At 58.9% G+C, this 25,287-nt stretch carries 25 protein-coding genes, 1 tRNA gene and 2 pseudogenes; 7 read left to right on the top strand and 21 right to left on the bottom strand.

The window, feature by feature from the left end:
* Positions 1-24: 24 nt before the first annotated feature.
* The 6 genes and pseudogenes from FBZ99_RS27985 to FBZ99_RS27960 form a co-directional block, all read right to left on the bottom strand.
* Positions 25-1,218 carry a divergent polysaccharide deacetylase family protein gene (locus tag FBZ99_RS27985; protein ID WP_145636163.1) on the bottom strand — a complete coding sequence of 398 codons (1,194 nt, stop codon included), beginning with the start codon at positions 1,216-1,218 and terminating at the stop codon, positions 25-27.
* 228 nt (positions 1,219-1,446) lie between these two features.
* Complete coding sequence (locus FBZ99_RS27980) at positions 1,447-2,775, bottom strand: S41 family peptidase (RefSeq protein ID WP_113333468.1); 1,329 nt, start codon at positions 2,773-2,775, stop codon at positions 1,447-1,449.
* Positions 2,765-4,201 (bottom strand): murein hydrolase activator EnvC family protein, encoded by a 1,437-nt coding sequence (locus tag FBZ99_RS27975; protein ID WP_233788775.1) that lies wholly within the window; start codon positions 4,199-4,201, stop codon positions 2,765-2,767. The genes FBZ99_RS27980 and FBZ99_RS27975 overlap by 11 nt, the downstream gene beginning before the upstream one ends.
* A 187-nt stretch (positions 4,202-4,388) precedes the next feature.
* Positions 4,389-4,871: a 23S rRNA (pseudouridine(1915)-N(3))-methyltransferase RlmH gene (rlmH, locus tag FBZ99_RS27970; RefSeq protein ID WP_113352824.1), complete on the bottom strand. Its 483-nt coding sequence runs from the start codon at positions 4,869-4,871 to the stop codon at positions 4,389-4,391.
* A 171-nt stretch (positions 4,872-5,042) separates the two neighbouring features.
* Positions 5,043-5,485: pseudogene (rsfS, locus tag FBZ99_RS27965) on the bottom strand (ribosome silencing factor).
* Positions 5,486-5,648: 163 nt separating this feature from the next.
* A complete protein-coding gene (locus tag FBZ99_RS27960; protein WP_095433357.1) occupies positions 5,649-5,948 on the bottom strand; it encodes a DUF1330 domain-containing protein in 300 nt (99 codons plus the stop codon).
* Positions 5,949-6,118: 170 nt separating this feature from the next.
* On the opposite strand from FBZ99_RS27960, the gene FBZ99_RS27955 reads away from it, so the two are divergent.
* Positions 6,119-6,502, top strand: a complete 384-nt coding sequence (locus FBZ99_RS27955) for a winged helix-turn-helix domain-containing protein (RefSeq protein ID WP_113333472.1) — start codon at positions 6,119-6,121, stop codon at positions 6,500-6,502.
* Here FBZ99_RS27955 and modC read toward each other — a convergent pair whose 3' ends face one another.
* The 11 genes from modC to rplU form a co-directional block, all read right to left on the bottom strand.
* Positions 6,503-7,576, bottom strand: a complete 1,074-nt coding sequence (gene modC / locus FBZ99_RS27950) for a molybdenum ABC transporter ATP-binding protein (protein ID WP_145636160.1) — start codon at positions 7,574-7,576, stop codon at positions 6,503-6,505.
* Positions 7,573-8,274 carry a molybdate ABC transporter permease subunit gene (gene modB, locus FBZ99_RS27945; RefSeq protein WP_145636158.1) on the bottom strand — a complete coding sequence of 234 codons (702 nt, stop codon included), beginning with the start codon at positions 8,272-8,274 and terminating at the stop codon, positions 7,573-7,575. The genes modC and modB overlap by 4 nt, the downstream gene beginning before the upstream one ends.
* Positions 8,275-8,363: 89 nt before the next feature.
* Positions 8,364-9,161, bottom strand: coding sequence for a molybdate ABC transporter substrate-binding protein (gene modA / locus FBZ99_RS27940; protein WP_145636155.1), 798 nt, complete (start codon positions 9,159-9,161; stop codon positions 8,364-8,366).
* Between the two features lie 554 nt (positions 9,162-9,715).
* Positions 9,716-10,297 (bottom strand): nicotinate-nucleotide adenylyltransferase, encoded by a 582-nt coding sequence (locus FBZ99_RS27935; RefSeq protein ID WP_229002124.1) that lies wholly within the window; start codon positions 10,295-10,297, stop codon positions 9,716-9,718.
* A gap of 37 nt (positions 10,298-10,334) precedes the next feature.
* Complete coding sequence (locus FBZ99_RS27930; RefSeq protein ID WP_145636153.1) at positions 10,335-11,618, bottom strand: glutamate-5-semialdehyde dehydrogenase; 1,284 nt, start codon at positions 11,616-11,618, stop codon at positions 10,335-10,337.
* Entirely contained in the window at positions 11,611-12,780 is a 1,170-nt protein-coding gene (proB, locus tag FBZ99_RS27925) for a glutamate 5-kinase (protein WP_145636150.1), read from the bottom strand. The genes FBZ99_RS27930 and proB overlap by 8 nt, the downstream gene beginning before the upstream one ends.
* Positions 12,777-13,868 carry a GTPase ObgE gene (obgE, locus tag FBZ99_RS27920; protein WP_113352817.1) on the bottom strand — a complete coding sequence of 364 codons (1,092 nt, stop codon included), beginning with the start codon at positions 13,866-13,868 and terminating at the stop codon, positions 12,777-12,779. Before obgE ends, proB begins: the two co-directional genes overlap by 4 nt.
* A gap of 266 nt (positions 13,869-14,134) precedes the next feature.
* Positions 14,135-14,722: a GNAT family N-acetyltransferase gene (locus FBZ99_RS27915; RefSeq protein ID WP_145636147.1), complete on the bottom strand. Its 588-nt coding sequence runs from the start codon at positions 14,720-14,722 to the stop codon at positions 14,135-14,137.
* A complete protein-coding gene (locus FBZ99_RS27910) occupies positions 14,719-15,354 on the bottom strand; it encodes a GNAT family N-acetyltransferase (RefSeq protein WP_113352816.1) in 636 nt (211 codons plus the stop codon). The genes FBZ99_RS27915 and FBZ99_RS27910 overlap by 4 nt, the downstream gene beginning before the upstream one ends.
* Positions 15,355-15,482: 128 nt before the next feature.
* The gene (gene rpmA, locus FBZ99_RS27905) at positions 15,483-15,752 is read right to left on the bottom strand and encodes a 50S ribosomal protein L27 (RefSeq protein WP_004127267.1); all 270 of its coding nucleotides are present in this window, start codon (positions 15,750-15,752) and stop codon (positions 15,483-15,485) included.
* A 32-nt stretch (positions 15,753-15,784) separates the two neighbouring features.
* On the bottom strand, positions 15,785-16,102 hold the full coding sequence (gene rplU, locus FBZ99_RS27900; RefSeq protein WP_028753733.1) for a 50S ribosomal protein L21: 318 nt from the start codon (positions 16,100-16,102) through the stop codon (positions 15,785-15,787).
* Positions 16,103-16,408: 306 nt separating this feature from the next.
* Here rplU and FBZ99_RS27895 point away from each other — a divergent pair.
* Both FBZ99_RS27895 and FBZ99_RS27885 read left to right on the top strand, forming a co-directional pair.
* Positions 16,409-16,498 (top strand) — tRNA-Ser (locus FBZ99_RS27895).
* A gap of 248 nt (positions 16,499-16,746) precedes the next feature.
* A complete protein-coding gene (locus tag FBZ99_RS27885; protein ID WP_145636145.1) occupies positions 16,747-17,835 on the top strand; it encodes a Fic family protein in 1,089 nt (362 codons plus the stop codon).
* An 89-nt stretch (positions 17,836-17,924) separates the two neighbouring features.
* Here FBZ99_RS27885 and FBZ99_RS27880 read toward each other — a convergent pair whose 3' ends face one another.
* From FBZ99_RS27880 to FBZ99_RS27870, 3 genes are all read right to left on the bottom strand, one after another.
* Positions 17,925-18,335 (bottom strand): cupin domain-containing protein, encoded by a 411-nt coding sequence (locus FBZ99_RS27880; protein ID WP_113366491.1) that lies wholly within the window; start codon positions 18,333-18,335, stop codon positions 17,925-17,927.
* A gap of 1,493 nt (positions 18,336-19,828) precedes the next feature.
* The gene (locus tag FBZ99_RS27875) at positions 19,829-20,122 is read right to left on the bottom strand and encodes a hypothetical protein (protein ID WP_145636143.1); all 294 of its coding nucleotides are present in this window, start codon (positions 20,120-20,122) and stop codon (positions 19,829-19,831) included.
* A 501-nt stretch (positions 20,123-20,623) separates the two neighbouring features.
* Positions 20,624-21,544 (bottom strand): alpha/beta fold hydrolase, encoded by a 921-nt coding sequence (locus tag FBZ99_RS27870; protein WP_145636141.1) that lies wholly within the window; start codon positions 21,542-21,544, stop codon positions 20,624-20,626.
* Between the two features lie 146 nt (positions 21,545-21,690).
* Here FBZ99_RS27870 and FBZ99_RS27865 point away from each other — a divergent pair, with 146 nt between their 5' ends.
* From FBZ99_RS27865 to FBZ99_RS27850, 4 genes and pseudogenes are all read left to right on the top strand, one after another.
* On the top strand, positions 21,691-22,146 hold the full coding sequence (locus tag FBZ99_RS27865) for a winged helix-turn-helix transcriptional regulator (protein WP_113420549.1): 456 nt from the start codon (positions 21,691-21,693) through the stop codon (positions 22,144-22,146).
* 95 nt (positions 22,147-22,241) lie between these two features.
* The gene (locus FBZ99_RS27860; protein ID WP_145636138.1) at positions 22,242-22,904 is read left to right on the top strand and encodes a flavin reductase family protein; all 663 of its coding nucleotides are present in this window, start codon (positions 22,242-22,244) and stop codon (positions 22,902-22,904) included.
* Between the two features lie 1,058 nt (positions 22,905-23,962).
* Positions 23,963-24,265: an H-NS histone family protein gene (locus FBZ99_RS27855; RefSeq protein ID WP_113366496.1), complete on the top strand. Its 303-nt coding sequence runs from the start codon at positions 23,963-23,965 to the stop codon at positions 24,263-24,265.
* Positions 24,266-24,340: 75 nt separating this feature from the next.
* Positions 24,341-24,873: pseudogene (locus tag FBZ99_RS27850) on the top strand (IS5 family transposase); the annotation flags it as partial.
* 12 nt (positions 24,874-24,885) lie between these two features.
* Here FBZ99_RS27850 and FBZ99_RS27845 read toward each other — a convergent pair.
* Complete coding sequence (locus FBZ99_RS27845) at positions 24,886-25,191, bottom strand: diguanylate cyclase domain-containing protein (RefSeq protein ID WP_442966521.1); 306 nt, start codon at positions 25,189-25,191, stop codon at positions 24,886-24,888.
* Between the last annotated feature and the right edge of the window lie 96 nt (positions 25,192-25,287).

Raw genomic sequence — 25,287 nt, 5'->3', positions numbered from 1 at the left:
CAGCCCGGCGAACCGGGCCAGGGGTCAGGGATGTTTCGGGTCGTCGGCAAGCGCCGAGACGGCGACGATTTCAATGCCGCGCATGGCGGCCTCCTCACTCCATTTGCTGATGGCATCGACGCTTTCGTCGAACGCCGAGGCCACGCCGATCGCGGAACCGTTGCGGCGGGCGATACGCTCGAGCTCATCGAGTTTCTTGAGGATCGCGTCCTGCTGCAGTTCTCCGTCGAGCTGGATATCGGCGAAAGCATGCGGCACTTCCAGTGTCTTGGCGAGCATTCCGGATTTGGATTGCGCCGAAGAGCCATCATCCAGGAATAGCAGGCCGCGCTTTCCAATATCGCGCAGCACAGGTTCCATGGCACTGGGATTGGCGAGGAAGCGGCCGCCAAGATAGTTCATGACACCGGTATAATTGGTGATCTTGCCCATCGCCTTGTGCAGGTTATCGATGTTCCTTGCAGCCGAAAACGAGGTCAGTAGCGTATCCGGGCCGGGATTGTTGCTGGGATAGTCGAAGGGCTCGAACGGCACCTGGATGAGGATCTCATGGCCGCCGCGCCGCGCCTCCTGCATCCAGCGCTGCAGGCTGTTGCCGCTGACGGCAAAAGCAAGCGTGATTTCTTCCGGCAGCTTCTCGATGGCGCGCTGGGTGCCAGTCTGACTCAATCCAAGGCCGCTGACGACGATAGCGACGCGGGTACCGCGCGCGCCGGACCAGGGCCGCGCATATTGATCCATCGGCCGCAGGCCGCTCGGCGATGTGATCGGCAGCTTGCCGAAGGGGGAGTCTTCCAGCAGGCTGTCATTCGGCGTTGCCGCCATGCGCGGGTCCTGGCCCACCTGATTGGCGTTGATCAGGACCGGGCCGCTGCCATCACGGTTGTTCGGGCTGAACATGGTGACGACCGACCCATCGCCGGTAACGATGCGTGTGGTATTGGCGCCGGATTGCGGATCGACCTGGGCTAGTCCGGTCTGTCCGGTTTGCCCGGCCGTAGTCGGCTTGGTTTCAGCTTGAGGAGCCGGATCTTCCTTCTTTGCCGTCTCGACCGGCTGGGTCTTTTGCAGGTGATCGCGCAAAAGCGCCGAATAGAGAGAAAAGCCGGCGATCGCGATCAGGCAGAAGCCGCCGAGAATGCGTCCAAAGGGGATGGAGCGCCGCTGGCGGCCGGGGCCGCGGTTCTGTCCCAACGGTGCATGCAAATCCGTTCCCAAGTTCCAATCCACCCTAAGCGGAAAACTCTATCGGCCTCGAGCATATCGCTCACGGCGAAGCGGAAAAATGCCCGCCGCACTCAAAGCGCTAAAACATGAACAAAATTGTTTCTGAGCGACGTCGGATTCATACGGAATTGAGGCCGGCGGAGACGACCGGAACGATACACTTCGTCCCGCTCCCTCATCACGAAAGCGCCGGGTCTGTTTCCAGCCCGGCGCCAATCCTTACTTGGAGGAAACCGCCTTTTCGGGGTTCGGCGGGAAGGCCGGATCGGTCTTCGCGCCACGCAGCAGGTCGAGTGCGTAGTTGAGCTGGATATCGTCCTTCGGGTCCGGCGGCACGTAGGCCGAAGAGCCGGAGCCCTTGTCGGTCTCGCTCTGGCCCTTGATGTGGCCCGGCAGGCTGGATTCGCCTTCCGTCGTCAGCTTGCCCTTCAGATCGTCGGGAAGTGGCTGGTCGACCTTGACATCGGGGGTAATGCCCGTGCCCTGGATCGAACGGCCCGACGGCGTGTAGTAGAGCGCTGTCGTCAGGCGCAGGGCCCCGTTGCCGTCACCGAGCGGAATGATCGTCTGCACGGAGCCCTTGCCGAAGGACTGGGTACCGAGCACGGTGGCGCGGCGCAGATCCTGCAGCGCGCCGGCGACGATTTCCGAAGCCGAGGCCGAACCGCCGTTGATGAGCACGATGATCGGCTTGCCGTCGGTCAGATCGCCCGGGGTGGCGTTAAAGCGGCGGGTCTCGTCCGGATTGCGGCCGCGGGTCGAAACGATCTCGCCGCGCTCAAGCACGTCGTCGGCAACGTTGATCGCCTGGTCGAGCAGGCCGCCCGGGTTGAGGCGCAGGTCGAGGACGTAGCCCTTCAGCTTGTCGGCCGGGATATCCTTCTTGATCTTGGCGATCGCGGCTTCGAGATCCGGCGTGGTCTTTTCGGTGAAGGAGATGATGCGGATATAACCGACATCGCCACCTTCCTCGCGCGACTTGACGGCGGCAACGGCGATGACATCACGGATGACGGTGAGCTCGATCGGCTTGTCGACGCCCTTGCGCATCAGGGTAAGCTTGATCGGCGTCTTGACCGGGCCGCGCATCTTCTCGACGGCATCTTCCAGCTTCAGGCCGCGGACGGACTGGCCGTCGATGGCGGTGATATAGTCGCCGGCAAGGACACCGGCCTTGGCAGCCGGCGTATCGTCGATCGGGGTGATGACCTTGACGAGATCGTTGTCCATCGTCACTTCGATGCCGAGACCGCCGAACTCACCCTTGGTCTGGGTGCGCATATCTTCCGCGTCCTTGGCGTTCATGTAGCTCGAATGCGGGTCCAGTGAAGACAGCATGCCGTTGATGGCGGCTTCGACGAGCTTGTCTTCCTGGGGAGGGGTCACATACTGCGCGCGCACGCGCTCAAAGACATCGCCGAAAATCGACAATTCCTTATAGGTGGAAGTGCCAGCGGCTTCCGCCGGCGCTACCGCCGAGTAGATAACGCCCATCGCGGTCGCACCCATCAATGCGCCGACGAGAACAAGAGAAGCCCTACGTATCATTGCGTGCCTTTCCAGTGTCTTTGGAGGTCCACCAGGGCCGAGAATCGACTGGTTTTCCATCTTTTCGGAATTCAATGTAAAGCGTTGGCCGATCCGTTTCCAGCGCCAATGCAGTCGCGCTCGCGACTCTTTTTTGGCCCATGGTGGCAAGCGGTTCGCCAGCGAAGACGAATCTGCCAGGGCGCGTCTTAATCGCGTCCATGCCCGACAGCACCATGTGATAGCCGTCGCCCGTGTCCAGGATGATCATCTGTCCGTAGCTGCGAAACGCGCCGGCGTAGACGACCGTGCCGTCGGCGGGAGCCGTGACCAGTGCTTCCGGGCCGGTCGCGACGGTCAGTCCCATCGCGGTGTGGCCGGTGCCATCGTCGTCGCCGAACTGGCGGAGAATATCGCCCGCCACGGGCAGCTCCAACTTTTTCTTCAGGTCTGAAAATGCATATGCGGGCGTAATGCGGTTTTTATCGGGCACACCGCTCTCGGCGAGGGCTTTCGCCTGCTCGCGCTGCTGTTCGGTCATTTGCGCGCGGCGCGCCTCTTCCGCGCGGGCAGCTGCGGCAGCGTCCCGCACCGAGCCGATCTGGCTTTCCAGCGAGGCGACGAGCCCTTCCAAGCTGGTTGCCTGACCTGCCAGCTCCTCCGCGCGCTTGCGCTCCGCCTCGAGCTGGGTGGCGTTTTCCTTGCTGTGCTTATCATTCTCCGCAATCAGCAGATCCATACGCCGCTCCTCCTCCAGACTGTTGGTCATGGTGGTGGTGAAGCTCGCCTTTTCGGCGGCGGTATCGGCCTGCAACTTGCTGAGATCGGTCAGATCGGCGATGAGCTTGTCCGTCTCTTTGCGCATTCCGGGCACGACGGCGCCGAGAAGAATGGCGCTGCGCACCGATGCGAGCGCATCGTCCGGCGTTACCAGCAAAGCCGGCGGCGGATTGCGTCCCATGCGCTCCAGCGCGCCGAGAACCTCGGCCAGCAGCGCGCGGCGCTCGTGCAGTGAGGCGCGGATCTTGTCTTGCCTGACGGCGAGGTTCGTCAGCGTCTTCTCGCTCTGCTGGATCTTGCGATCCAGGTCCTTGCGACGGGCTGCACTGTCGATCAGCGCCTGACGTAGGCTTTCGGTGCTCTTGTCGAGAGAGGCGATGCTGTCTTCCAGTTCCTTCGTCTTACCGGACGAGAGGCTGATCGTCTTGGAAAGCGCATCGAGCTGCGCGCGCGTCTCATCGCGCTTACGCGCAAGGTCTGCTGCCGGGTCAGGGATTTCCTGTGCAGATGCCGATGCCGTCGCGGAAGGGCGATCGTCAGGCGCTTGCGGCGCGATGGCATCCGCTTCCTGCGCGATGGCGACGTCCTCCCGGGAGAAAGGGCCTGCCATATAGGCGCCCACGCCGAGTATTGCCGCCAAAGCTGGCAGCACGATACGCGAAAGCATGGGCGGGGCTTTTCTCATCCAGTCGGTTCGGCCTGGTCCCTTCGGATCGCGCGAAAATAAGCTGATTTGCCGCGATCATCCAGGAAGCATCGTCATTTTCAGGGCGGGAATCAAAACACGCCTGTGTGAGCGTTTCGTTAACGCAAAAACGGCGAAAGCCAAACTGTTTTCAAAACGGATGGAGCAATCACACCCGATGGTAGGGGTGTCCGGAGAGGATGGTCACGGCTCGGTAGAGCTGTTCGGCAATCAGGATGCGCACCAGCTGGTGCGGCCAGGTCAGCTTGCCCAGGCAAATGGTCATGTCGGCCTTGTCGTAGAGGGCGGGGTCGAGGCCGTCAGCACCGCCGATGGCGATCGTCAGGTCGCGCTTGCCCTGATCGCGGTATGTTCCGAGCATGCCGGCGAAGGCTTCACTGTCGAGCGCCTTGCCGCGCTCATCGAGAAGAATGAGGACACCGCCTTCGGGATGCGCCTTTTGCAAGAGGCTCGCTTCTTCACGCTTGCGGGTCTCGCTATTGGATGCGCGGCTTTCGGCAACCTCGGTCATGCGCGCCATTTCCAGGCCGATGGCTGGTCCGGCCTTGGCGAAACGGTCGAGATAGCGAGCCGCAAGATCCTTTTCCGGGCCGGCTTTCAGCCGTCCCACCGCAAAAAGACCTATCCGCATTCCCGCTCCCACGCAAATCCGCCGTCATGGCGGCACAGAACGAAACTCTTGCCGGAGGTTCATCTCCGGCGATCTAAACCTGCACAGGGGGGCCGGGAAGGCGCCCTTGGATCCTTCCGCATTCCGGGCGGAAAACCGCTACGCAGTTTTCCCGGAAATGCGGTAGCACCGCTAGTGCAGCGTGCCTTCATCGAGATCGGGTGCTGCCCACATCTTTTCGATGTTGTAGAACTCGCGGATCTCGGGTCGGAAGACATGAACGATGATGTCGCCGGTGTCGATCAACACCCAGTCGCCGCCATCGAGACCCTCGACGCGGGCATTGCCGAAGCCCTCGTCCTTGAGATCGGTCATGAGATGGTCGGCAATCGCCAGGACATGGCGGTTCGATCGGCCGGAGACGACGACCATGTAGTCTCCCAGCGCAGACTTGCCAGCAATGTCGATGGTGACGATATTTTCGGCCTTGGAATCCTCGAGGCTTGCGAGGACGGCTTGCAGGGCGCGGGCAGCGGCATCGGCGCCACGTTCCGAGCTCTTCGGGATAACGACAGGCGTTCTTCCCTTGGCGTGTACTGTTGTCAGTGCTCTTCCTTCCTTGAGTAACAGAACATGCACGTGAGTGATCTGAGTCGATCACCTTATAAAGATAGGCATCAAAGCATTAAGGTTTCAAGACGCAGGCCTGTAACTTCGGCCGTTCGGGACAAGGATTTGCGTCTGAACGGGGCTCTTTTGCACCAGATATGGGTGAACATACGCGGCAGATGCCAAAAATCAGCTTTCCGGGGTCACTCCGTCGACAAGAATGAGGTTGCGGCTGAGCGCTTGGTCGCGAACTTCAAGGGCATGGGCATATTCCGGTGAGCGATACCAGGCTCTGGCTCGCTCGATGTCGGGAAACTCGACGATCACGATTGCCTGCGGCGACCAGTCGCCTTCCAGCTTTTCGATCGGGCCGCCGCGGACAAGATAATGCCCTCCATACCGGGTTATGGAGGCGGCTGCGCGGGTCCGGTAGATCTGGAAGGCCTCGGCATCGCTTACCGTGACATCGGAGATGATATAAGCCGACATTGTTTTTCCCATTCGTGCGACGATGAAGAACTCGCGGCACTCCTGTTTGGAAGTGCGCCGTTGTATTGGAAATCAGATAGGCCGCTACCGTCTTCCGTCCATTCTCCCCGGCATGTACAGGCGCGCGAAAGCCGCCTATAAACCATTGAGACCAAACCGTTACAGGTGCCATGACCGACGCTCCGCAGTCATCATTGAAGCCCATTCTCCGCATCAGCTTTTCGGGGCAGGATCGGCTTGGGCGCGGCAAGATGGAGCTTCTCGAGCATATTCAGGAGACCGGCTCGATCTCGGCCGCCGGCCGCGCCATGGACATGTCCTATCGCCGGGCCTGGCTGCTTATCAGCGAACTTAATCACATGTTCCGCGAACCGGTCGTCGAATCGCAACGCGGCGGCCAAAAGGGTGGCGGCGCCGCCCTGACGCCGTTTGGCGAGGAGTTGCTGCGGCGGTTCCGCGGCATGGAAACGACGCTGCGCGCGGCAATAGCCGATGACCTGGACTGGCTCGAAGCCAATCGCAGCTTGGCGGACGCTTCTTCGAAAAAATCCTGACTAATGTTCGAGCGCCACGGTCTTGATGACCGCATGGACCGGCAGCCCGATGCGCAGCCCCAGCCGTTCGGCTGAGAATTGCGTGATGCGGGCAGTGACGATGTCGCCGCCGCAATCGACCCTGATCTCAGCCGTCCCGTCAGCCGCCGTGCCGATTCCCAGCACTTCGCCGCCGAGGATATTGAGGGCGCTGAGACCCTCCGGCCGCGTCGTCGCCAGCATGACGTCACGGGCGGGAATATGGACACGCACCGTCTTGCCGACCGCGGCTACCTGTCCCGGCACGATCAATCTTGCCGCCTTCAGGGCGACGACGGTGAGATGATTGTTATCGTCGATCGCTTCGACGCGGCCTTCCAGCAGCACACCAGCTTCGCGTCGGTCTTCCGCCAGTGGGCCTGAGAGCTGGCTGAAGATGTCGACGGCGGCGCCGATCGCCTCGACCTTGCCGTCGCGCATGACGACGACACGGTTGGCGAGGCGCGCCACTTCGGAGATCGAATGGCTGACATAAATGATCGGTATATTGGTCTCGTCGCGAAGCCGCTCGAGATAGGGAAGGATTTCCGCCTTGCGGGCCTCGTCGAGTGCTGCCAGCGGTTCGTCCATCAGCAGGAGCCGTGGAGAGGAGAGCAGGGCGCGCCCGATCGCGACGCGCTGCTTTTCGCCGCCCGAGAGCTTTGCCGGGCGCCGGTCGAGCAGTGCGCCGATGCCGAGGAGATCGACGACACCATCGAAGCTTTCGCTGCGCTCGTTCTTCGGAGCGAACCAGCGGCCGTAATTGAGGTTCTGCCGCACGGATAGATGCGGAAACAGGCGCGCTTCCTGAAAGACATAGCCGAAGCGGCGGCGGTGACGCGGCACGAAGATTTGTCTGTCGGTGTCCGCGAGCACCGTATCGTCCAGGCTGACGCTGCCGTAATCAGGGCGTGTCAGGCCGGCAATGATACGGACGATCGACGTCTTGCCGGAGCCGGAGCGGCCGAAAAGGGCCGTCACGCCGCCATCGGACGTGAATGCGGCTTCCAGGGAAAAGGCGCCGAGGCGGTGGCGGATATCGACTGAAAGCGTCATTCGAAATCCACCCTGCGGCCTGCGAGATAGGCGAGGAATTCCGAGGCGAGCAGCGCCGCCATGGAAATGACGATGGCGATGATGGTCAGCCGCATGGCGCCGGCATCGCCGCCTGGAACCTGCGTGAAGGTGTAGATCGCCGAAGACAGCGTCTGGGTCTCGCCGGGAATGTTGGAGACGAAGGTGATGGTGGCGCCGAATTCGCCCATGGCCTTGGCGAAGGAGAGGATCATGCCGGCGATGATCCCGGGCAGGATCAAGGGCAGCGTGATCGTCAGAAAGGTCCAGATGGGGCTGGCGCCCAGCGTGCCGGCGGCTTCCTCCAGCTTGCGGTCGACGGCTTCGATCGACAGGCGGATGCTTCTGACCATCAACGGGAAACCCATGACGCCGCAGGCAAGTGCTGCCCCAGTCCAGCGGAAGGAGAAGACGAGGCCGAGATATTGATCAAGTAAAGATCCGATCGGGCCCTTTCGGCCGAAGAGGATCAGGAGGATGAAGCCGGTGACGACGGGCGGCAGGATCAGCGGCAGATGGATGACGCCATTGAGGACCGATTTACCCCAGAACCGGCCGCGCGCGAGCAGGAGGGCAGCGACAATGCCGAAGGGTAGGCTGACCAGCATGGCGACAATGGAGACGCGCAGGCTCAGCTCTATTGCAGTCCATTCGTCGCTGCTCAGACCCAACGCTTCCAAATATCCGCCCCTTAAAACATCTCAGGCTCGCCACGAGGCAGCGAGCCTGAGGGCTTGAACTTTTCATACCTGACTTGCGGTGATGACGCTCACTGCTTCAGGATCGTGAAGCCCTCATGCTCGAAGAACGGAACAGCTTTAGCCGATTTCAGAAAGTCGAAATAGGCTTGTACATCCGGGTTCTTGCTGTTGCTGGTGATGGCGATGGGGTAGACGATCGGCGGGTGGCTGTCGGCGGGGAAGGTGCCGACGACGGCAACGCCAGGATCGGCCGAGACATCGGTCTGATAGACGATGCCGTAAGGCGCTTCGCCGCGCGAAACGAGCGCAAGGGCGGCACGCACGCTTTCGGCGCCAGCGACCTTCTTTTCGACTGAAGCCCAGACGCTGAGCTTTTCCAGCGCCGTCTTGCCGTATTTGCCCGCTGGTACCGATTCCGGCTGGCCGATCGCCAAGCGGCCGTCGCCAAGCAGGTTAGCAAGATCGAAGCCCTGTTTGATCTCGACCGGCTTCGCCTTGTCCTTGGCGGCGACGAGAACGAGCTTGTTACCCAGCAGGTTGATGCGGCTATCGTCCTTGATCAGCTTCTTGCCGGCGACATAATCCATCCAGTTCGTGTCGGCGGAGATGAAAACATCGGCCGGCGCGCCATTTTCAAGCTGCTTTGCAAGCGGTCCGCTCGCCGCGTAGGAGACAGTGACCTCCTTGCCGGTTTCCTTGGTGAAGGCGGCATCGGCGTTGTCGAGCGCGTTCTTCATGCTGGCGGCGGCAAAGACGACGATCTTGTCGGCGGCGAGGGCCGGTGCCGGAATGACCGAAAGGCCGAGCCATGCGGCTGATACCGCGGCGGTTGCGAGCTTGATCCATTGGCGTCGGCTGGTGGTCATCCTAATTCTCTCCAAAGATGTCGACATATTTTGAGAGATATAACGACACGCGAGACTTGACTAGGGATGTATTTGCAAAAATATATCGCGAAATGATCGCGTAAACCTACGAATTTTATGGATTTTCCGCGACGCAGCGCATATGAGCGGCTTTGGGCATTACAAAAATGCATGACTGAATTTGCTCAGTGGATTGGCGAACGCTCACGAAGTACGACGTAACGTTACGAACCGTGGGATCTTGCGCCATTCTTTCGCCGAATTAAGCCCGATACTGAAAATCAAATGGCGAGAACTTCGCAAAAGAAGCGTTTTTTGGGCAGAAAATTTTCATAGTCATGCATCATATGCATTGCTGCATTGCGCAATCGCCCATTTATCAATCGGTAGAATCTGGTAAAACATAATCATCGAAACGGCGATCTCCTCCTCCCAATGCCGTTCGATATGGATCAGCAACTCTCCTCCTCCCAGTTGCTGATCAGGTTCAAAAGCCCGACGCACCTCCTCCCGCGTCGGGCTTTTTATTTTTCAGGCCCGAAAAATTGGCGGAATTATTGAGCGGCGCGCAAGGCGGTCGAGCTCAGCGCCGAACGCGGTCCATGGATAAAGGTCCAGGCCGGCGCACGCTTCTTCCAGAGCACGCGGGCGTCATCTTCATCCACGCGGGCATAATGGAAGGTTTTTGCCATCTTGGCCGAGAGATAGGAGAGCGTCGATCCCGGCCGGTCAATGACGGCGATCGGGAAGGTTTGCGCGATTTCCTGCCATTTCTGCCAGCGATGGAACGTATTCAGACTGTCGGCGCCCATGATCCAGATGAAATGGACCTGGCGGTTGCGTGCCTTCACGTAGGCCAGCGTATTGGCGGTATAGCTCATGCCCAGCGTCTGCTCGAACGCTGTCACCTTGATACGCGGATTGTGGAGGATCTGCTCGCTCAGCGCGATGCGCTCGGCAAGCGGCGCCAGATGATTGCGGCTCTTTAGCGGATTGCCCGGTGTTACCATCCACCAGAGCTGATCGAGGCCAAGCCGGCGAATGGCGATCTCGGCGACCAGCGCATGACCGCGATGCGGCGGGTTGAACGAGCCGCCAAAAAGACCGACCACCATGCCGCGCTCGGCATGGGGCATGCGCAGATAGCGTTGATCAACCTCTTCTTTCAGCACGTCAGGGCCGTATCTGTCCGGTGCCGCGAACGCGATATTTGAAGGAGGTGAGCTGCTCAACGCCGACAGGCCCGCGCGCATGCATCTTGCCGGTGGCGATGCCGATTTCCGCACCCATGCCGAATTCGCCGCCATCGGCAAATTGCGTTGAGGCATTGTGCAGTAGGATCGCCGAATCGATCTCGGTGAAGAAGCGCTCGACAACATCAGGGTCTTCGGCAATCACGGCTTCGGTATGGTTCGACGAATATTTGCCGATATGGCCGATTGCCCCGGAAATGCCGTCGACCAGGGCGACCGAGATGATGGCCGCGAGATATTCGGTCGTCCAATCCTCTTCCGTTGCTGCTTTGAGGCCGGGAACGAGCTGCAGGACATCGGCGGAGCCACGGATTTCGCAGCCTGCCTCGGCAAGTCCGTCAAGCAGCGGCTTCAGATGGGTGGAAGCGACTTTCTTGTCAACCAGCAGCGTTTCGGCGGCGCCGCAGATGCCGGTGCGGCGCATCTTGGCGTTGACGACGATGGATTTCGCCATGTCGAGATCGGCCGAGGCATCGATATAGATGTGGCAGAGGCCTTCGAGATGGGCAAAGACCGGCACGCGCGCCTCGGTCTGCACGCGGGCGACGAGGCTCTTGCCGCCGCGCGGCACGATAACATCGATATTGCCTTCGAGGCCGCGCAGCATGGCGCCGACGGCGACGCGATCGCTGACGGGCACGAGCTGGATGGCATGTTCCGGCAGGCCGGCGGCCTTCAATCCCTCGACCAGGCACTCATGGATCGCCTGCGAGGAGCGGCGCGAATCGCTGCCGCAGCGCAGGATCACGGCATTGCCGGCCTTCAGGCAAAGCGCGCCGGCATCGGCCGTCACGTTCGGCCGGCTTTCGAAGATGACGCCGATGACGCCAAGCGGCGTGCGGACGCGCTCGATCTTCAGGCCGTTCGGACGATCCCAGGCGGCGATGACTTCGCCGACGGGATCGGGCAGAGCGGCGATGGCGCGAATGCCTTCGGCCATTTCGGCGACACGCTTGTCGTTCAGCGTAAGGCGATCGACGAAGGAGGCGAGCATATCGGTGCCTTCGACGTCTTTCAGGTCCTTGGCGTTTTCAGCGAGGATATGATCCTTGCGGGCCAGAATGGCATCCGCCATGGCATTCAGGGCCTTGTTCTTGCTGTCAGTCGACGCGAAGGCCAACGGTCGCGACGCAGCCCGGGCCTTGCGGCCGATATCGTTCATCAGCGCGTCGATGTCGGGGCTTTGTGCGACAGTATCAAGCATGAGCTTCATCCTTCTTCGATTTGTCGGCCTTCGTCTTGACGGATGCCGTCATCACCAGATCGTCGCGATGCACCATGGCGGCGCGGCCGGCATAGCCGAGGATCGCCTCGATCTCCGCCGATTTGCGGCCGGTGATCTGGCGGGCCTCCTCGGCATCATAGCTGACAAGGCCGCGGGCGATCTCACGGCCGGAGGGGCCGACGACGGCAACAGTGTCGCCGCGGCCGAAATGGCCGACGACGCGGCGCACGCCGGCCGGCAGCAGGCTCTTGCCGGCGCCAAGCGCGGTAACGGCGCCATCATCGACATGCAATTCGCCGGCCGGCTGCAGCTGCCCGGCAATCCAGGTCTTGCGGGCGGTGACGGGCGTTCCCGACGGCGCGAACCAGGAGGAGCGGGCGCCGCTCTCGATCGCATTCAGCGGCCGGTCGGTCTTGCCGGAAGCAATAATCATGGCGCAGCCGGCTCCGGTCGCTATCTTGCCGGCATCGATTTTCGTGCGCATGCCGCCGCGCGACAGCTCCGAGGCGGCACCGCCGGCCATGGCTTCGATCTCAGGCGTGATCTCCGCGATCGTATCGAGGAATTTCGCCTGCGGATCGAGATGCGGCGGGGCGGTATAGAGCCCGTCGATGTCAGACAGCAGCACGAGAAGGTCGGCGCCGGTCATGGTGGCGACGCGGGCGGCGAGGCGATCATTGTCACCATAGCGGATTTCGCTGGTCGCGACCGTATCGTTCTCGTTGATGATCGGCACCGCGCCGATTTTCAGGAGCTGGTTGATGGTAGCGCGCGCATTGAGATAGCGCCGCCGCTCTTCCGTGTCGCCGAGGGTCAGTAGGATCTGGCCGGCAACGATATTGTCATGCGACAGGCTTTCCGACCAGGCACGAGCCAGCGAAATCTGGCCGACGGCCGCTGCCGCCTGGCTTTCCTCTAGCTTCAGCGCACCGGAGGGCAGGTCGAGCACGGAGCGGCCGAGCGCGATCGCGCCCGAGGAGACGACCAGAACATCGATGCCCTTGGCCTTCAATGCGGCGATATCCGCGCACATGCCGTCGAGCCAGGATTTCTTCAAGCCGGTCTTGCGATCGACGAGAAGGGCAGAGCCGATCTTGATGACGATGCGGCGGTAGCGATCGAGCGGCTTGCGGGCAGTCATCCCTGATTGTCCTCGTCGTCAGCGCCGACATCATCGGCGGACTGCATGTCGCGATGCCGCAGCTTCGGCGTTTTCGCCGGCTTGTCCGCTTCGCCGGCATTGGCTTCGACGATGACGTCGCGCAGGGCGCGCAGCACTTCCGTCATGCCGCGCCCGGTGGCAGCGGAAATCTGGAAGGGCGTCTTGCCGCAGGCCCGCGCCAGCTCGCGCGTCTTCTTCTTCAGCGTTTCATCGTCCAGCACGTCGATCTGCGAGAGGGCAACGATCTCCGGCTTGTCCGTGATGTCGTTGCCGTAGGCTTCCAGCTCGTGCTTCACGGTCTTGTAGGCGTTGCCGACCTTTTCTTCCTGGGCGGAGACCAGATGCAACAGCACGCGCGTGCGCTCGACATGGCCGAGGAAGCGGTCGCCGATGCCGACGCCCTCATGGGCGCCTTCGATCAGGCCGGGAATATCCGCCAGAATGAATTCCTGGCCGTCGATGGTGGCAACGCCAAGATTGGGGTGCAGCGTCGTGAAGGGATAATTGGCGATCTTCGGCCGCGCGCGGCTGACGGCTGCGAGAAACGTCGATTTTCCGGCATTCGGCAGGCCGACGAGGCCGGCATCGGCGATGAGTTTCAGCCGCAGCCAGATGGTCTTTTCTTCGCCCGGAAGACCGGGATTGGCCCAGTCCGGCGCCTGATTGACCGAGGATTTGAAATAGGCATTACCGAAGCCACCATTGCCACCTGCGGCCAGCCGGAAGCGCTGGCCTTCTTCCGTCAAATCGCATATCAGCGTTTCCTGGTCTTCTTCGAAGATCTGCGTTCCTACGGGCACTTTCAGCGTCACGTCGTCGCCCTTGGCGCCGGCGCGGTTCTTGCCCATGCCATGCATGCCCACCTTCGCCTTGAAGTGCTGTTGGTAGCGGAAATCGATCAGTGTATTCAGGCCGTTAACGGCCTCGACCCAGACATCGCCGCCGCGGCCGCCATCGCCGCCATCCGGGCCGCCGAACTCGATGAACTTCTCGCGACGGAAGGAGACGCTGCCCGCGCCACCATCGCCTGAGCGAATATAAACCTTTGCTTCATCGAGAAATTTCATCTTACGTCCGTCACCCGGTGTCGGCGCATATCCCCTCGGATCGAATGGGATTCACAAAAGCCTATGCGCTCTTTTCAATGTCTGCCGCTCCTTCTGCATCTAAAAGAAACATCGAGCGGCGTTTGCCCGTCATGTCGCCTTCGATATAGGCGCTTCGGGCTGAGGTCAAAGAATATCGTGCGGCTCCAGCGCCATAAAGGGGCGGAACTGCATGATTGATATGACAGCCATCGCCGGACGGGCCGGCGATGGCCTATTCTCATGGCTTAGGCCGCCTGCGAGAGCCGCAGCGCGCCCGGCTTCAGCACGGTTTCGATATGCGGAACCATGGTGGTGCGGGCAAAGCTGTAGATCTCCGAGCAGCCGATAATCTCGAAGCCGAGCTTCTGCTGCAGCTTGAGCGACGCCGGATTGTCGGCGAAGACGCCAGAATAAACGGCGACTTCGGGCATGCGGCGGGCAAAACGTTCGAGCGCAGCCTTGACCGCTTCGGTCATGATGCCTTGCCGCCAGTAGAAGCGGTTCAGCCAATAACCGAGGTGCCAGCGGCCGTGGCGAAGCTCGATGCCGACGCAGCCGATATGGGCGTCATCCCGCTCGGTGATGGCGAGCTCCCAATCGACACCGAGGCCGGAGGTGTGCTCGACCAGCCAGTCGAGCGCATCCTGCCGGTCATAGGGCGCGGGAACGCGGGCCAGCATGCGGGTGACGGCGAAATCCGAAAGCGATTCCGCAATCATATCGGCGTCGCTGAGCCGGTGCGGGCGCAGCGTCAGTCGGCCGGTCTGGATGACCGGCGTTGGCCCGGGCGTCAGAATCCGGGTATCGCGGCGGGTGAGGGTGAGAGCGTTCATCTCATGCCTCCCCAGCTGCGCAGCGAGATCCAGGTCTTGCGGTCGAGCCGGTACCATTCGACCGGCACGGTGCTGCCGAGCGCCAGCGACGCAGCAAGGCCGGATCCCTGGAACTGGAAGCCGCACTTCTGCACGACGCGCCTCGATGCGACGTTCGTTACCCGGCAACGGGCATCGATTTGCGCCACATTCTCACGCGTGCGGAAGACCATGTCGATGAGGGCATGGGCCGCTTCCGTCGTATAGCCCTGGTTCCAATAGGGCTCGCCCAGCCAGTAACCGATCTCGACCGTGTTCGGGTCGCCCGTGGGTTCGACCCCGCAGCAACCGAGAAAGGCGCCGTTGTCGGCTTTGGTAATCGCATAGACGCACTTGCCAATCTCGCCAAGCTTCGTGCGTCGCACGAAATCGGCGGCATCGGCGGTCGTATACGGGTGCGGCATACGCGATACCATTGTGGCGACATGGGCGTTGTTGGCGAGATGGGCAAGGGCGTCGATGTCTTCTTCGTGGGGCGCGCGCAGAACGAGCCTTTCCGACAGTAAGACAGGGCAATCGGTCCTTAACCGCTCCGGCCTCAGCCGTTCTTCGGGAGACCTCGATTGGTCTTCCCTTAACAATTCGCCTTGCATGGTTCAGTCCTCCTTGGTTGAGGGTAAGAAAAAGGGGAGATGGCGCCCCATCTCCCCTGTTTTCTGGACTGAACCTGATGCGGTCAGCCGGGTCGATGAGACGCCGGCTGTTTTAGAGCGCTACCGGCTTATTCCGCTGCTTCCGCTTTCGGCATTACAGACACGTACACGCGGCCATTGGCCTTCGTACGGTAGTTCACGTTGCCCGCCGTAAGCGCAAAAATCGTGTGATCCTTGCCGAGGCCAACGTTGGAACCCGGGTGCCACTGCGTGCCGCGCTGACGCACGATAATGTTGCCTGCGATGACGGCTTCGCCGCCGAACTTCTTCACGCCAAGGCGCTTGGATTCGGAATCGCGACCGTTGCGCGAGGAACCGCCAGCTTTTTTGTGTGCCATTGGAGTTCTCCTTTAAACCTTGATCCCGTTACTTACTTGGCAGCCACGATGTCCGTGATGCGGACAACAGTGTGATGCTGGCGATGGCCGCGCGAACGCTTCGAGTTCTGACGACGGCGCTTCTTGAAGGCGATGACCTTCTTGCCGCGGTTGTGCTCGACCACTTCGGCCTTGACGGAAGCGCCCTTGACGAAGGGAGCACCAATCGCAGCGTCGGCGCCTTCGCCGATAACGAGGACTTCGGTGAATTCTACGGTGTCGCCGGCGGTGACTTCGAGCTTCTCGATGGTCAGCACGTCGTTGGCTGCCACACGGTACTGCTTACCGCCGGTCTTGATGACTGCGAACATTTTTTATCCTTTCATGTTCGTTCCGGCTCTCTCGCTTCGAGGGCGAGCGGCCGTCTTTTTATCAGTCGAAACTTAGCAGGGATTCCAAAGGCTTGAGCCTTCAAAAAGTTCTGCCGGTGAAACCCTGCACGAAGCAGGGCGGGCAAGGGGCGGACTTATCCACACCTATTGCGTCGCACGGGATATATAAGCGCTCCTGATCTGTCAAGGCAAAAGGATCATAAAGCTTTCATATTCGCCCTTGCCATCCCTCTCTTCTGTCGCTATGTAGCCCCCGCGCTGAGAAACGCGCCGACCAGCATAACCGGAGAGGTGGCAGAGTGGTCGAATGCACCGCACTCGAAATGCGGCATACCTGCAAGGGTATCGTGGGTTCAAATCCCACCCTCTCCGCCATTTTGGCTTTCGCTACCCGTCACTTTCAAGTGAACTGAACAAGCAGCCGCAATAGCCTAAAACGCCTCAACTCCCCGGAAACCGATAGACTACCTCCGCAAACGATCCCGTCGGAAACACATAGAATCTCTTTCTCGCATTCAACTCAGATCTTGGATTGACTCGCATGGGCAACCATAGAGGCAGATTTAACAGATTGCGACGGATATGTTAAAGAAATAGGGTTTTTTTAACATATCGAGTCGCACATGTTAAATCCATCCTATCAGCTTCCTGATCTGACATCGCTTCATGGCTTAGAAACCATCGAAGTTTTCAAGGCACTCGCCGCCGCGAACAGATCACTCGCTGAGTTGAAGGGGCGAGCCGCGGCAATACCCAATCAGGGAATTCTGATCGACACGCTTGCATTGCAAGAGGCAAAAGCAAGCTCGGAGATCGAAAACATCCTCACCACCCAGGACGAATTGTTTCAGGCGGACCTGTTTCCAGAGGGATTGGAGTCTCCTGCAGCAAAAGAAGTTGCTCTGTATCGAGATGCCCTCAAATTCGGCTTTGACAATCTTCGGCAAACCGAAGGTCTGATTACGAATGCGACTATCATCGGTATGTTTCAGCTTCTCAAACGGCGCACGGATGGTTTTCGCCAGACGCCAGGCACAGCGCTCCGAAACGATCACTCGGGTGAGATCGTCTATGTGCCTCCCCAGGACCAGCGCGACATTAACCTAGCAATGAGCGGGCTTGAGCGTTTCGTAAATGATGATGCGCTCTCAACGCTCGACCCGCTTATCACAATGGCATTGATCCACCATCAATTCGAAAGCATTCATCCGTTCCCGGATGGCAATGGCCGCATAGGGCGTATCCTGAACGTTCTCTACCTTACACGAGTGGGTCTCCTCGAAATTCCCATTCTCTATCTCAGCCGCGCCATAAACAACTCGAAGGGTGAGTATTATCGCCTGCTGCAACATGTGCGCGATACCGGTGAATGGAAGGATTGGCTTATCTACATGCTGCGAGCGGTCGATGAGACCGCTAAAACGACGCTGGACCTGGTCGAGAATATTCGCCAGCAGATGGTGACAGCAAAAAAGCGACTCCGAACGGAATTTCCGAAAATCTACTCGCAGGATCTGCTCAACAACTTATTCCGGCATCCTTACACGCGGATCGATTACGTGCAGAAAGAGCTGAATGTTACGCGCCAGACGGCGGCTCGCTATCTCGATGCGCTCGCCGATGCCGGAATTTTGAGCAAACACCAGAGTGGGCGCAACAATTACTACATCAATGAGCCGCTAATTGCCCTATTTTTAAAGGTATCTGAGTGATGAGAATCTGCCGGGATAATTCTTGGCATCCTCTCCGCCATTTCGCCCTTTGTTTCAGACCGCTGTCGATCACGGTGATCTGCTGAAAGTCAGCCAGGCGTGTCTCGATTCTCCGGAAATCGATAAACCACGTCGGCAAACGACCCCGTCGGGAAGACGTAGAAGAACTTCAAATTGGCTGACGATTCGTTGCGGATGCCATGTTCGGCGCTGCCGGGGATGAAAACGGTTGTGCCTGATTTGACCGTTGTTTCCTGACCGTCGATCCGGACGATGCCGGTTCCTTCGAAGATGAAGTAGATTTCCGCTGGGTCGTGGCGATGCGGCTTGAGTTCGCCGCCGGGGGCTAGTTCGGCTATGCCGGCGCTCATGCTGTCGGTGGGGGTGATGTCGCTGCTGAGCAGTGTGTGCCAGGAGATGGAGCCGTGGACGGGATCGTTCCATCCGTCGCGCGGGCGTTCGTCGGCTGTGGTGATAACGGCTTGCGATCGCTTTGTCATTTTACCTCGGTACGGTGGGTCGGCAATCACGCGGAACGGTGTCACAACGATACGGAATGTCAATCGGCCGCTGCCAAGTTCCGATCGTCGGCTTGTAGTTGGGCGAGATCCGCCATGATGAAAGAGGCTGTGCCGATACGGCATTGCCGGCCGGAGCGGATGGCCCTCGGCTCTTTAGTTTCGACTTTTGAGATCGTGCCGCCCAGCTCCACCGCAGGAAGACCGCAATCAGGCTCGAGGTGGTTTCTGGGGCATCTTCGAAGCAATAACGGCCGTAGGAGGCGCTCGATGGGCGCCGGCGTGAAAAGGGCGGAAAGGAGCGGGAGGAAATGCTCCGCATACAGCGCCCTGTCTGCCTTGCCTCAAATAGGGAGCGCCGGCGTGCTACTGATGATGCGCTCGTCGGCCGAATCTGATCTTTCGAATTGATGGGCGCCGATCAAAGCCTTTGACCCCAGTCGAGCGCGTCAAGGCACTCGGAAGCAATGCTATCGCGACCCATCAAACTCTCTTTATCCAAATGTATCTATCAGACGGTGGCACAAGAGGTAACGCTCGTATTAATATGCAAGCTATATTTCTACCTGACGAGCCGTAATGTGAGGGGTACTGTCTTTATGCTGAGACTATTCTCCTATTCACAAAGCCACTACAGGGTGATACTTTAACTCTGCGCAGGTTACTGAACTCCAGTTCGGCCCCGACTCGCGCAACAGTGCCACGTAGCCGCCCTGCCTGGCCCCACCGGGCAGGGCATTCATTTCAGACCATTATAGCCTTGATAGGCGATACAGTTTGATACTTTCCCACCAAGCTTAGCCCGACTTAACATCGGGCTTTTTTTGCGAAAGCGGCGGTTCAGAGGACCCGGCCGATACCCTCGTTCGGTCCGCCTTCGGCCGGGCCCTTTGCACTGGGGGACTGCAGCATAGGTGTAGATCCGGGACACCTCGACATTTGTGATTCGAGGAATTCAAATCTCATATCCGAGATTTACATCCGGTCTGTTGGTCTAAACGATAATACAGCCGAGCCACCCTGAGCACGATTCCAAATTCTGTGGTCTTCTCTTTTAAAAAGAGAGATTTTAGGGCGCTTCAAACGAAATTTTGATAGGGAGGCACCAGTTTCGCGCAATTATCCTGCACGCCGAATTCTTCAGGGGGTATTAAAGCTCCGCATCTCACTGTCATGCGGGCGCGAAACCCAAAGTCATGGATAAGCGGGTGACATGGCGCGTCAGAGCCAAAAGGGACCAGCAATCAGAAATATACAGGCAAGCACCAGAGCAACAATTGCCAAGGCACTTTTCCATTCTGGTTCAATATTATGAAGATCTTCGTCCATCGCGTCCATCATCCCTTCGTGGCCCCGCCGATCGAATTAATTCTTAAAGCTACGCGAATGTCTAGAGCGTGATTTCGCCATATAGGTGCATCCCTATATCTTTTCTTTCCCGCTAAGGCGCATTGGATATGAGGTCGGCGGCCACGCTACTGAATACGGTGCTTCTTTACGGGCAGGAATGACATCGCCTCGTATGCAAGCTTTTCGAGCTTTTCCAACTCCGGCAGGTCCTGCCCGGTCAACCGCTCCCGGATCGCAGCCATCATCCACCCGGCTGCGGCAAAATCATTCGCATCCTTGAGGGTAGCGAACTCTCTAAGGCATGCCTCTACGGCCGGTTGAGCACTGGGTTCGCCCCTATACTTCGTGGCTATCAATTGCTTCGCATCCAGAAAGCCTTGGGTGATCCGGTGCCGGTGTTCCTCATGGTCGACGATCACATTTAGCGTGAACAGTAACGTCTCAAGCAGCTATTGGGCTTCATCGTCACGGCGATACATTCATATCTACCGTCAGTTTGCTCCGCCCGAAAAAATAGCTCCCTACGGGCTAATCCGGTATCCTCGAAATTGAGGGGCGCGTCGACGATGCGGCGCTGATGCTTCGGTTGCGGATGATGCCGCTGACGAGCAGCGTGTACGAGGAGATGGAGCCGTTGACGGGATCGTTTCATCCGTCGCGCGGGCGGTCCTCGGCTGTCGTGACAATGGCTTGCGATCGTGTGGTCATTTGCCTCAAAAGCTTGGTGAATAACCACGTGGAACGGCGTCGCAAACACCGAGAATGCCAATTGGATAGGTATCTAGTTAAGGTGTCAATTGTTGGGTTTTGTGTCCTGTCTGGACGCGCCATGGGCAAGGAAGAGGCAAGATCGACGAAGTGCAAGCGGGAAGGTTTCCCGCTCTCTCGTTTTCGGTTGCGATTGCTTTGACCTGATGGCCTCATGTCCGCTGCAGGAAATCCGCGATCAGACCTGAGATCGTCTCCGGCGCATCTTCGAAGCAATAATGGCCCACGCCTGGAAGGTGCTTGATTGGCGCCGACGGGAAGAGGGCGGTAAAGAGCGGCAGGAAATGCTCGCCATGCAGCGTCCGGTCCGCCTCGCCCCAGATGGCGAGCGCCGGTTTGCTGCGGATGATGCGCTCGGCGGCCGGATCGGGTATCTCGAACTGGTGGGCACCGCTCGCAAAGCCCTTGGCCCAGCCGAGCGCGCCAAGGCACTCGGCCGCGGTGGCAAAAGGAGTGCCATAGGCTTCGAGCCAGGTGCCGTTGATGATGGCATTGTTTTCGAAGCCATTGAGCTTGAGCGTGCTGAGAATGTTGTAGCCGAGATTGTTGAGCACCGGCTCCAGCGTGCCGTCGGCCTCGGCCTTGATGATCCATTGAAACCACGGCGATACGGCGGCGTTCGCCACCGCCCGATCGATAACATCGGCCTGGCCGAAGGACGTTGGTCCATTAGCCGAGATGATGCGGCGAATCCTGTGAGGATGACGAGCGGCAAAGCCCATGCCGACCGGGCCGCCGAAATCATGCATGACGAGCGTGATGTCTGTGAGGTCGAGCGCAAGCACGAAGGTCTCCAGATTGGCGATATGATCCTGCAGCCAATAGCTACGGACGGCCGGCGTTTCGCTTTTGCCAAACCCCATTTGGTCGGGAACGACGACGCGGTGCGTGCGGCTCAGTGTCGAGATGAGATGGCGAAACAGATAGCCCCAGGTCGGCTCGCCATGCAGGCAGAGGATGGTCTCGCCGTCGCGAGGTCCCTCGTCGACATAATGCATCTGGAAGCCAGGTGCCTCGGTGAAATGCGGCGCGAAGGGGAATGTACCGGCGAATGTTTCATTGGCAGGAATCACAGTGGTTCTCCAAGGTGGTTTTAATTTGAAACCTTAATCCCATTATCTCTTGCGGTTTTATTTTGCAACCAATACATTGAACTCCTCATCAGACGCCTGATCGCGGTCGTGACGGCAGACATGAAAATAGGCGAGGGCAGGGTGGCATGGCCAAGAGAGTGAGTCATAAGGATTCGATGTGCGGGGTGGCGCGGCCACTGGATGCGATCGGCGACTGGTGGTCGCTGCTGATCATCCGCGATGCCTTCGATGGACTGCGGCGGTTCGGCGAATTTCAGAAGAGCCTCGGGCTTGCTAAGAACATCCTCTCGGCCCGGCTGCGCAATCTCGTCGCGCACGGCATCATGGCTACCGTGCCGGCCTCCGACGGTAGCCCTTATCAAGAATATGTGCTTACACAGAAGGGGCAGGGCTTGTTTCCTCTGCTGGTCGCGCTTCGCCAATGGGGCGAGGATTTCTTTTTCGAGCCCAATGAGCCGCATGTGATGCTGGTCGACAGAGCGACAAAGCTGCCGGTGCGGCGGCTGGAACTGCGGGCGCAGGATGGGCGGATGCTTATGGCTGAAGATACGATGATCGTAGCGCCGTCGCCTGAGGAATGAGGCTGGCGCGCCCGTCGTCAGGAAATAGTTCGGTCACGGCCGAACTATTTGAGACTCCATGTCGGTTACACTGAAACCCTCAAAGGAGAGTTGCAATGTTGACGAAGACAGCCGAATCCCGCGCGGCCGATGGCGACCGCGAGCATATCGAAATCAAGCCCAGCGTGCTTTATGTCGGCACTCCCGTCGTGCTGATTACGAGCCTCAACCCTGATGGCACGACGAATATCTCGCCGATGTCCTCGGTTTGGGCTTTATATGATCGTATCGTCCTTGGCCTGACATCGACCAGCAAAGGGCGAGAAAATCTCCTGCGCGAGCGCCAACTGGTGCTGAATTTCCCGTCACCGGAGCTGTGGACTAAGGTCGAGGCGATCGCACCGACGACCGGCCGCGATCCCGTTCCCCCGCATAAGGAAAAGATCGGCTATCGTTTCGAGGCCGATAAATTCGACGTGGGCGGCTTTACGCCGCAGACAGCCGACCTCGTGCGGCCTCCGCGCATCGTTGAATGTCCGATCCAATTCGAGGCGGAGGTGGTGGCGGCGTATCCTCCCGGCGGGGATTGGCCCTCGGAGCGTGCCGAAGGCTTCTCCATCATCGAGGCGAAGGTTCTTCGTGTCCACGCGCACAAGGATATCGTCGTCGCCGGCACCCATCATATCGATACCAGCAGATGGAGCCCGCTGATTTACGTGTTTCGACATTATTTCGGCATCGGGCCGGATCTCGGCCGCACGTTCAAGGCCGAGAGATGATGCATCCAATCGCAACGACGCCCAACTGAGAAATTGGGGCCGCACATGAAGTTATGGCCCATCACGCGAGTTAACTCACGGCCGTTCGGTCAGCTCGTCCCAGAGTAGCGCGAACTCAATGGAACTCCGTCAATCTCATGCGTGTGATGTCCATAATTCAGCCAGCCTTTGCCTGTGGTTAACCACCCTTCTGAACGGTCCACCACAATCGCGCGTAATTTTGTTTGAAGCGCCGAAGACGCCGACCGGTGACGCCCTCGATCTTCGGCGAATGACCGGCAATCAATGAAGATTGACGTCTTGCATAGGTATCGAGCGATCCAGTTCTCGCCCAAAAAATGCTTTTTGACTCTCAGTTTATTGTTGAAAGAGCGACTGCCGCGAACGCAGTTAATCCACCGAAAATCAGCAGGAGCTTCATCATGATGAGTTGGGCAAGCTTACGCTTTTCTGTTTCCGTCACGCTCTTCTCGCTTCAAAAAAATAACTGCAAAAGAACTACTACGCCGCAATTGGTATAACGGCGTCGCTTAATGTGCGAAAAATAGCACTAAAGACACTCCTTGCCTATAGGTGCATCGCTCGGGATGATGTCGGGGGTGCGCAGGCTCGCATTTCATAAGGAGTCGATGCTCCTACGTGCGAAAATCAATAACTGCATCGTAGTTCTGTTTGAGGCCGGGGGTCATTGAGTATTTGCACCCCTGCCGGAAATGCTCTCTTTAACTACTCTCGGCCGGGCTCTTAGGACCAAAAACCAAGCGCCTGGTTGTCTCGCTGGCCAAAGTTGGGGTGCAACCTGCGGCGGCTCAATTCGGGGACGTGGCGGTCCGCTGATATCCGCGCGGATTTCCAACGCTCCTTAAGCGTCTCAAGCTTGGTGTCTTTCATTCGAATAAGTTTAACCAATAACAGCGCCAAAAAGACTCTACATTAGGCGCAAATGGTCCTATAGAGAATGGCACTCGTAAAGCGCTCGGATACGCTTTAATTGCATTACGTTGCTTGAGGCAATCGACGCAACAGGTGGAAACACATTAACGAAATGAACGGTTTAGATGAAAATTGATTTTTCCAAGGCCTCGCTAAAAGAATTGAATGAAATCATTGCTGATGCAGTCACGGCTCGAAACAAGATCATCTCGACACGCAGGTCGCAACTTCTCGCCGAGCTGAACGAGCTTGATAAGCTATCCAAAGCAGGCTTAGGGAAGGCCGCAAGAGAAGTGCCTAGCTCAAAGGCTATCTATAAAGACGACAAAGGAAATTCATGGCGCGGCAGAGGTCGAATGCCTCAGTGGCTGAAAGATAAAATTGATGGCGGCGCAAATTTAGAAGATTTTGAAGTCCACGCGGGCTAGATCACATACCCATAAAATAGTTTTAGATTTGAATATAGTTTGTGCTTCACTGTTTCTGATGGTTGGACATTAGTGATGGCGCCCTTTGATTTGACGGATTTCGAATGGTCGGTAATTGAGCCTCTCCTTCCGACCAAGGTTCGTGGCAAGGCGCGCGTTGATGACCGACGGGTGCTGAATGGTATTCTCTGGCGACTGAGAACGGGTGCGCCTTGGGCGGACATTCCTGTTCGGTATGGACCCTATACGACTTGTGTAAACCGCTTCAACCGATGGCGCCATGCGGGACATTGGGCACGTATTCTCAACGCAATATCAGAAGCTTACGATGGCGATATCCAGATGATCGACAGCTCTTCGATCCGCGTTCACCAGCATGCGGCCAACGGTCAAAAACAGACGAGAGATCCGGTTGCATGGGTCGCTCGCGTGGTGGACTGACAACCAAAATCCACGCCCTCGTCGATGCCGATGGCCGCCCAATCAGACTGAAGCTTACAGCCGGGCAGGCTCATGACGCGCGTTCGGCCGCCGATAAGTTTGAAACTGTCAGGCCTGGTCAGATACTCCTGGCAGCATTTGGAGTTGCCGCCGCTGCCGCGGCTGCGGGGGTGCCAGCCTCATGCGGCCGCCAGCACGCTGATCGGGATGTCATCGTCCTCGTCGCCGCGCTCGAAGGCCATTTGGTCGGCGAGCTGGCGGAGTTGGTTGAAGTCGGCCGGGCCGTCGAAGGAGATACCACCGAGGCGGATGGCGACAGAAAGCGGCGCGCCGTCGGCGCTAAAGGTAGCTTCGGAGAGGCGCGTGCGGACGCGGGTACCGATGTCGCGGGCGTCCTCGATCGTGGCGCCAGGCAGAAAAATGCCGAGTTCGTTCGTCGCAAGCCGCGCCACGAGATCGTCACGGCGAACTGAGGACTGGACGATCGTGAGCGCGATGAACAGCCCACTGCTTTCGGCGTTGACGGGATCGCAAAGCGCTTTCTTTCAGAACTTCTGCTTTGCCCGCTTCGGCATAAAGTA

Origin of the sequence: Rhizobium sp. ERR 1071 (assembly GCF_007828675.1) — a bacterium.
In the GTDB taxonomy this organism is placed as follows: Bacteria; Pseudomonadota; Alphaproteobacteria; order Rhizobiales; family Rhizobiaceae; genus Rhizobium; species Rhizobium dioscoreae.
Note: the sequence above shows the minus strand (reverse complement) of the source record. Positions and strands in the feature narration are given on the sequence as shown.

Excerpts from the sequence above, each read along its gene's own strand:
- FBZ99_RS27865 (WP_113420549.1), top strand. The coding sequence starts at position 21,691 with ATGGCCAAGAGAGTGAGTCATAAGGATTCGATGTGCGGGGTGGCGCGG.
- rlmH (WP_113352824.1), bottom strand. The coding sequence starts at position 4,871 with ATGCGGATAGGTCTTTTTGCGGTGGGACGGCTGAAAGCCGGCCCGGAA.
- FBZ99_RS27910 (WP_113352816.1), bottom strand. The coding sequence starts at position 15,354 with ATGCAAGGCGAATTGTTAAGGGAAGACCAATCGAGGTCTCCCGAAGAA.
- FBZ99_RS27885 (WP_145636145.1), top strand. The coding sequence starts at position 16,747 with ATGTTAAATCCATCCTATCAGCTTCCTGATCTGACATCGCTTCATGGC.
- FBZ99_RS27975 (WP_233788775.1), bottom strand. The coding sequence starts at position 4,201 with ATGCTTTCGCGTATCGTGCTGCCAGCTTTGGCGGCAATACTCGGCGTG.
- FBZ99_RS27860 (WP_145636138.1), top strand. The coding sequence starts at position 22,242 with ATGTTGACGAAGACAGCCGAATCCCGCGCGGCCGATGGCGACCGCGAG.
- obgE (WP_113352817.1), bottom strand. The coding sequence starts at position 13,868 with ATGAAATTTCTCGATGAAGCAAAGGTTTATATTCGCTCAGGCGATGGT.
- modA (WP_145636155.1), bottom strand. The coding sequence starts at position 9,161 with ATGACCACCAGCCGACGCCAATGGATCAAGCTCGCAACCGCCGCGGTA.
- FBZ99_RS27955 (WP_113333472.1), top strand. The coding sequence starts at position 6,119 with ATGACCGACGCTCCGCAGTCATCATTGAAGCCCATTCTCCGCATCAGC.
- FBZ99_RS27855 (WP_113366496.1), top strand. The coding sequence starts at position 23,963 with ATGAAAATTGATTTTTCCAAGGCCTCGCTAAAAGAATTGAATGAAATC.
- proB (WP_145636150.1), bottom strand. The coding sequence starts at position 12,780 with ATGACTGCCCGCAAGCCGCTCGATCGCTACCGCCGCATCGTCATCAAG.
- FBZ99_RS27960 (WP_095433357.1), bottom strand. The coding sequence starts at position 5,948 with ATGTCGGCTTATATCATCTCCGATGTCACGGTAAGCGATGCCGAGGCC.
- FBZ99_RS27915 (WP_145636147.1), bottom strand. The coding sequence starts at position 14,722 with ATGAACGCTCTCACCCTCACCCGCCGCGATACCCGGATTCTGACGCCC.
- FBZ99_RS27880 (WP_113366491.1), bottom strand. The coding sequence starts at position 18,335 with ATGACAAAGCGATCGCAAGCCGTTATCACCACAGCCGACGAACGCCCG.
- FBZ99_RS27930 (WP_145636153.1), bottom strand. The coding sequence starts at position 11,618 with ATGCTTGATACTGTCGCACAAAGCCCCGACATCGACGCGCTGATGAAC.
- rpmA (WP_004127267.1), bottom strand. The coding sequence starts at position 15,752 with ATGGCACACAAAAAAGCTGGCGGTTCCTCGCGCAACGGTCGCGATTCC.
- FBZ99_RS27935 (WP_229002124.1), bottom strand. The coding sequence starts at position 10,297 with ATGCCCCATGCCGAGCGCGGCATGGTGGTCGGTCTTTTTGGCGGCTCG.
- rplU (WP_028753733.1), bottom strand. The coding sequence starts at position 16,102 with ATGTTCGCAGTCATCAAGACCGGCGGTAAGCAGTACCGTGTGGCAGCC.
- modC (WP_145636160.1), bottom strand. The coding sequence starts at position 7,576 with ATGACGCTTTCAGTCGATATCCGCCACCGCCTCGGCGCCTTTTCCCTG.
- FBZ99_RS27980 (WP_113333468.1), bottom strand. The coding sequence starts at position 2,775 with ATGATACGTAGGGCTTCTCTTGTTCTCGTCGGCGCATTGATGGGTGCG.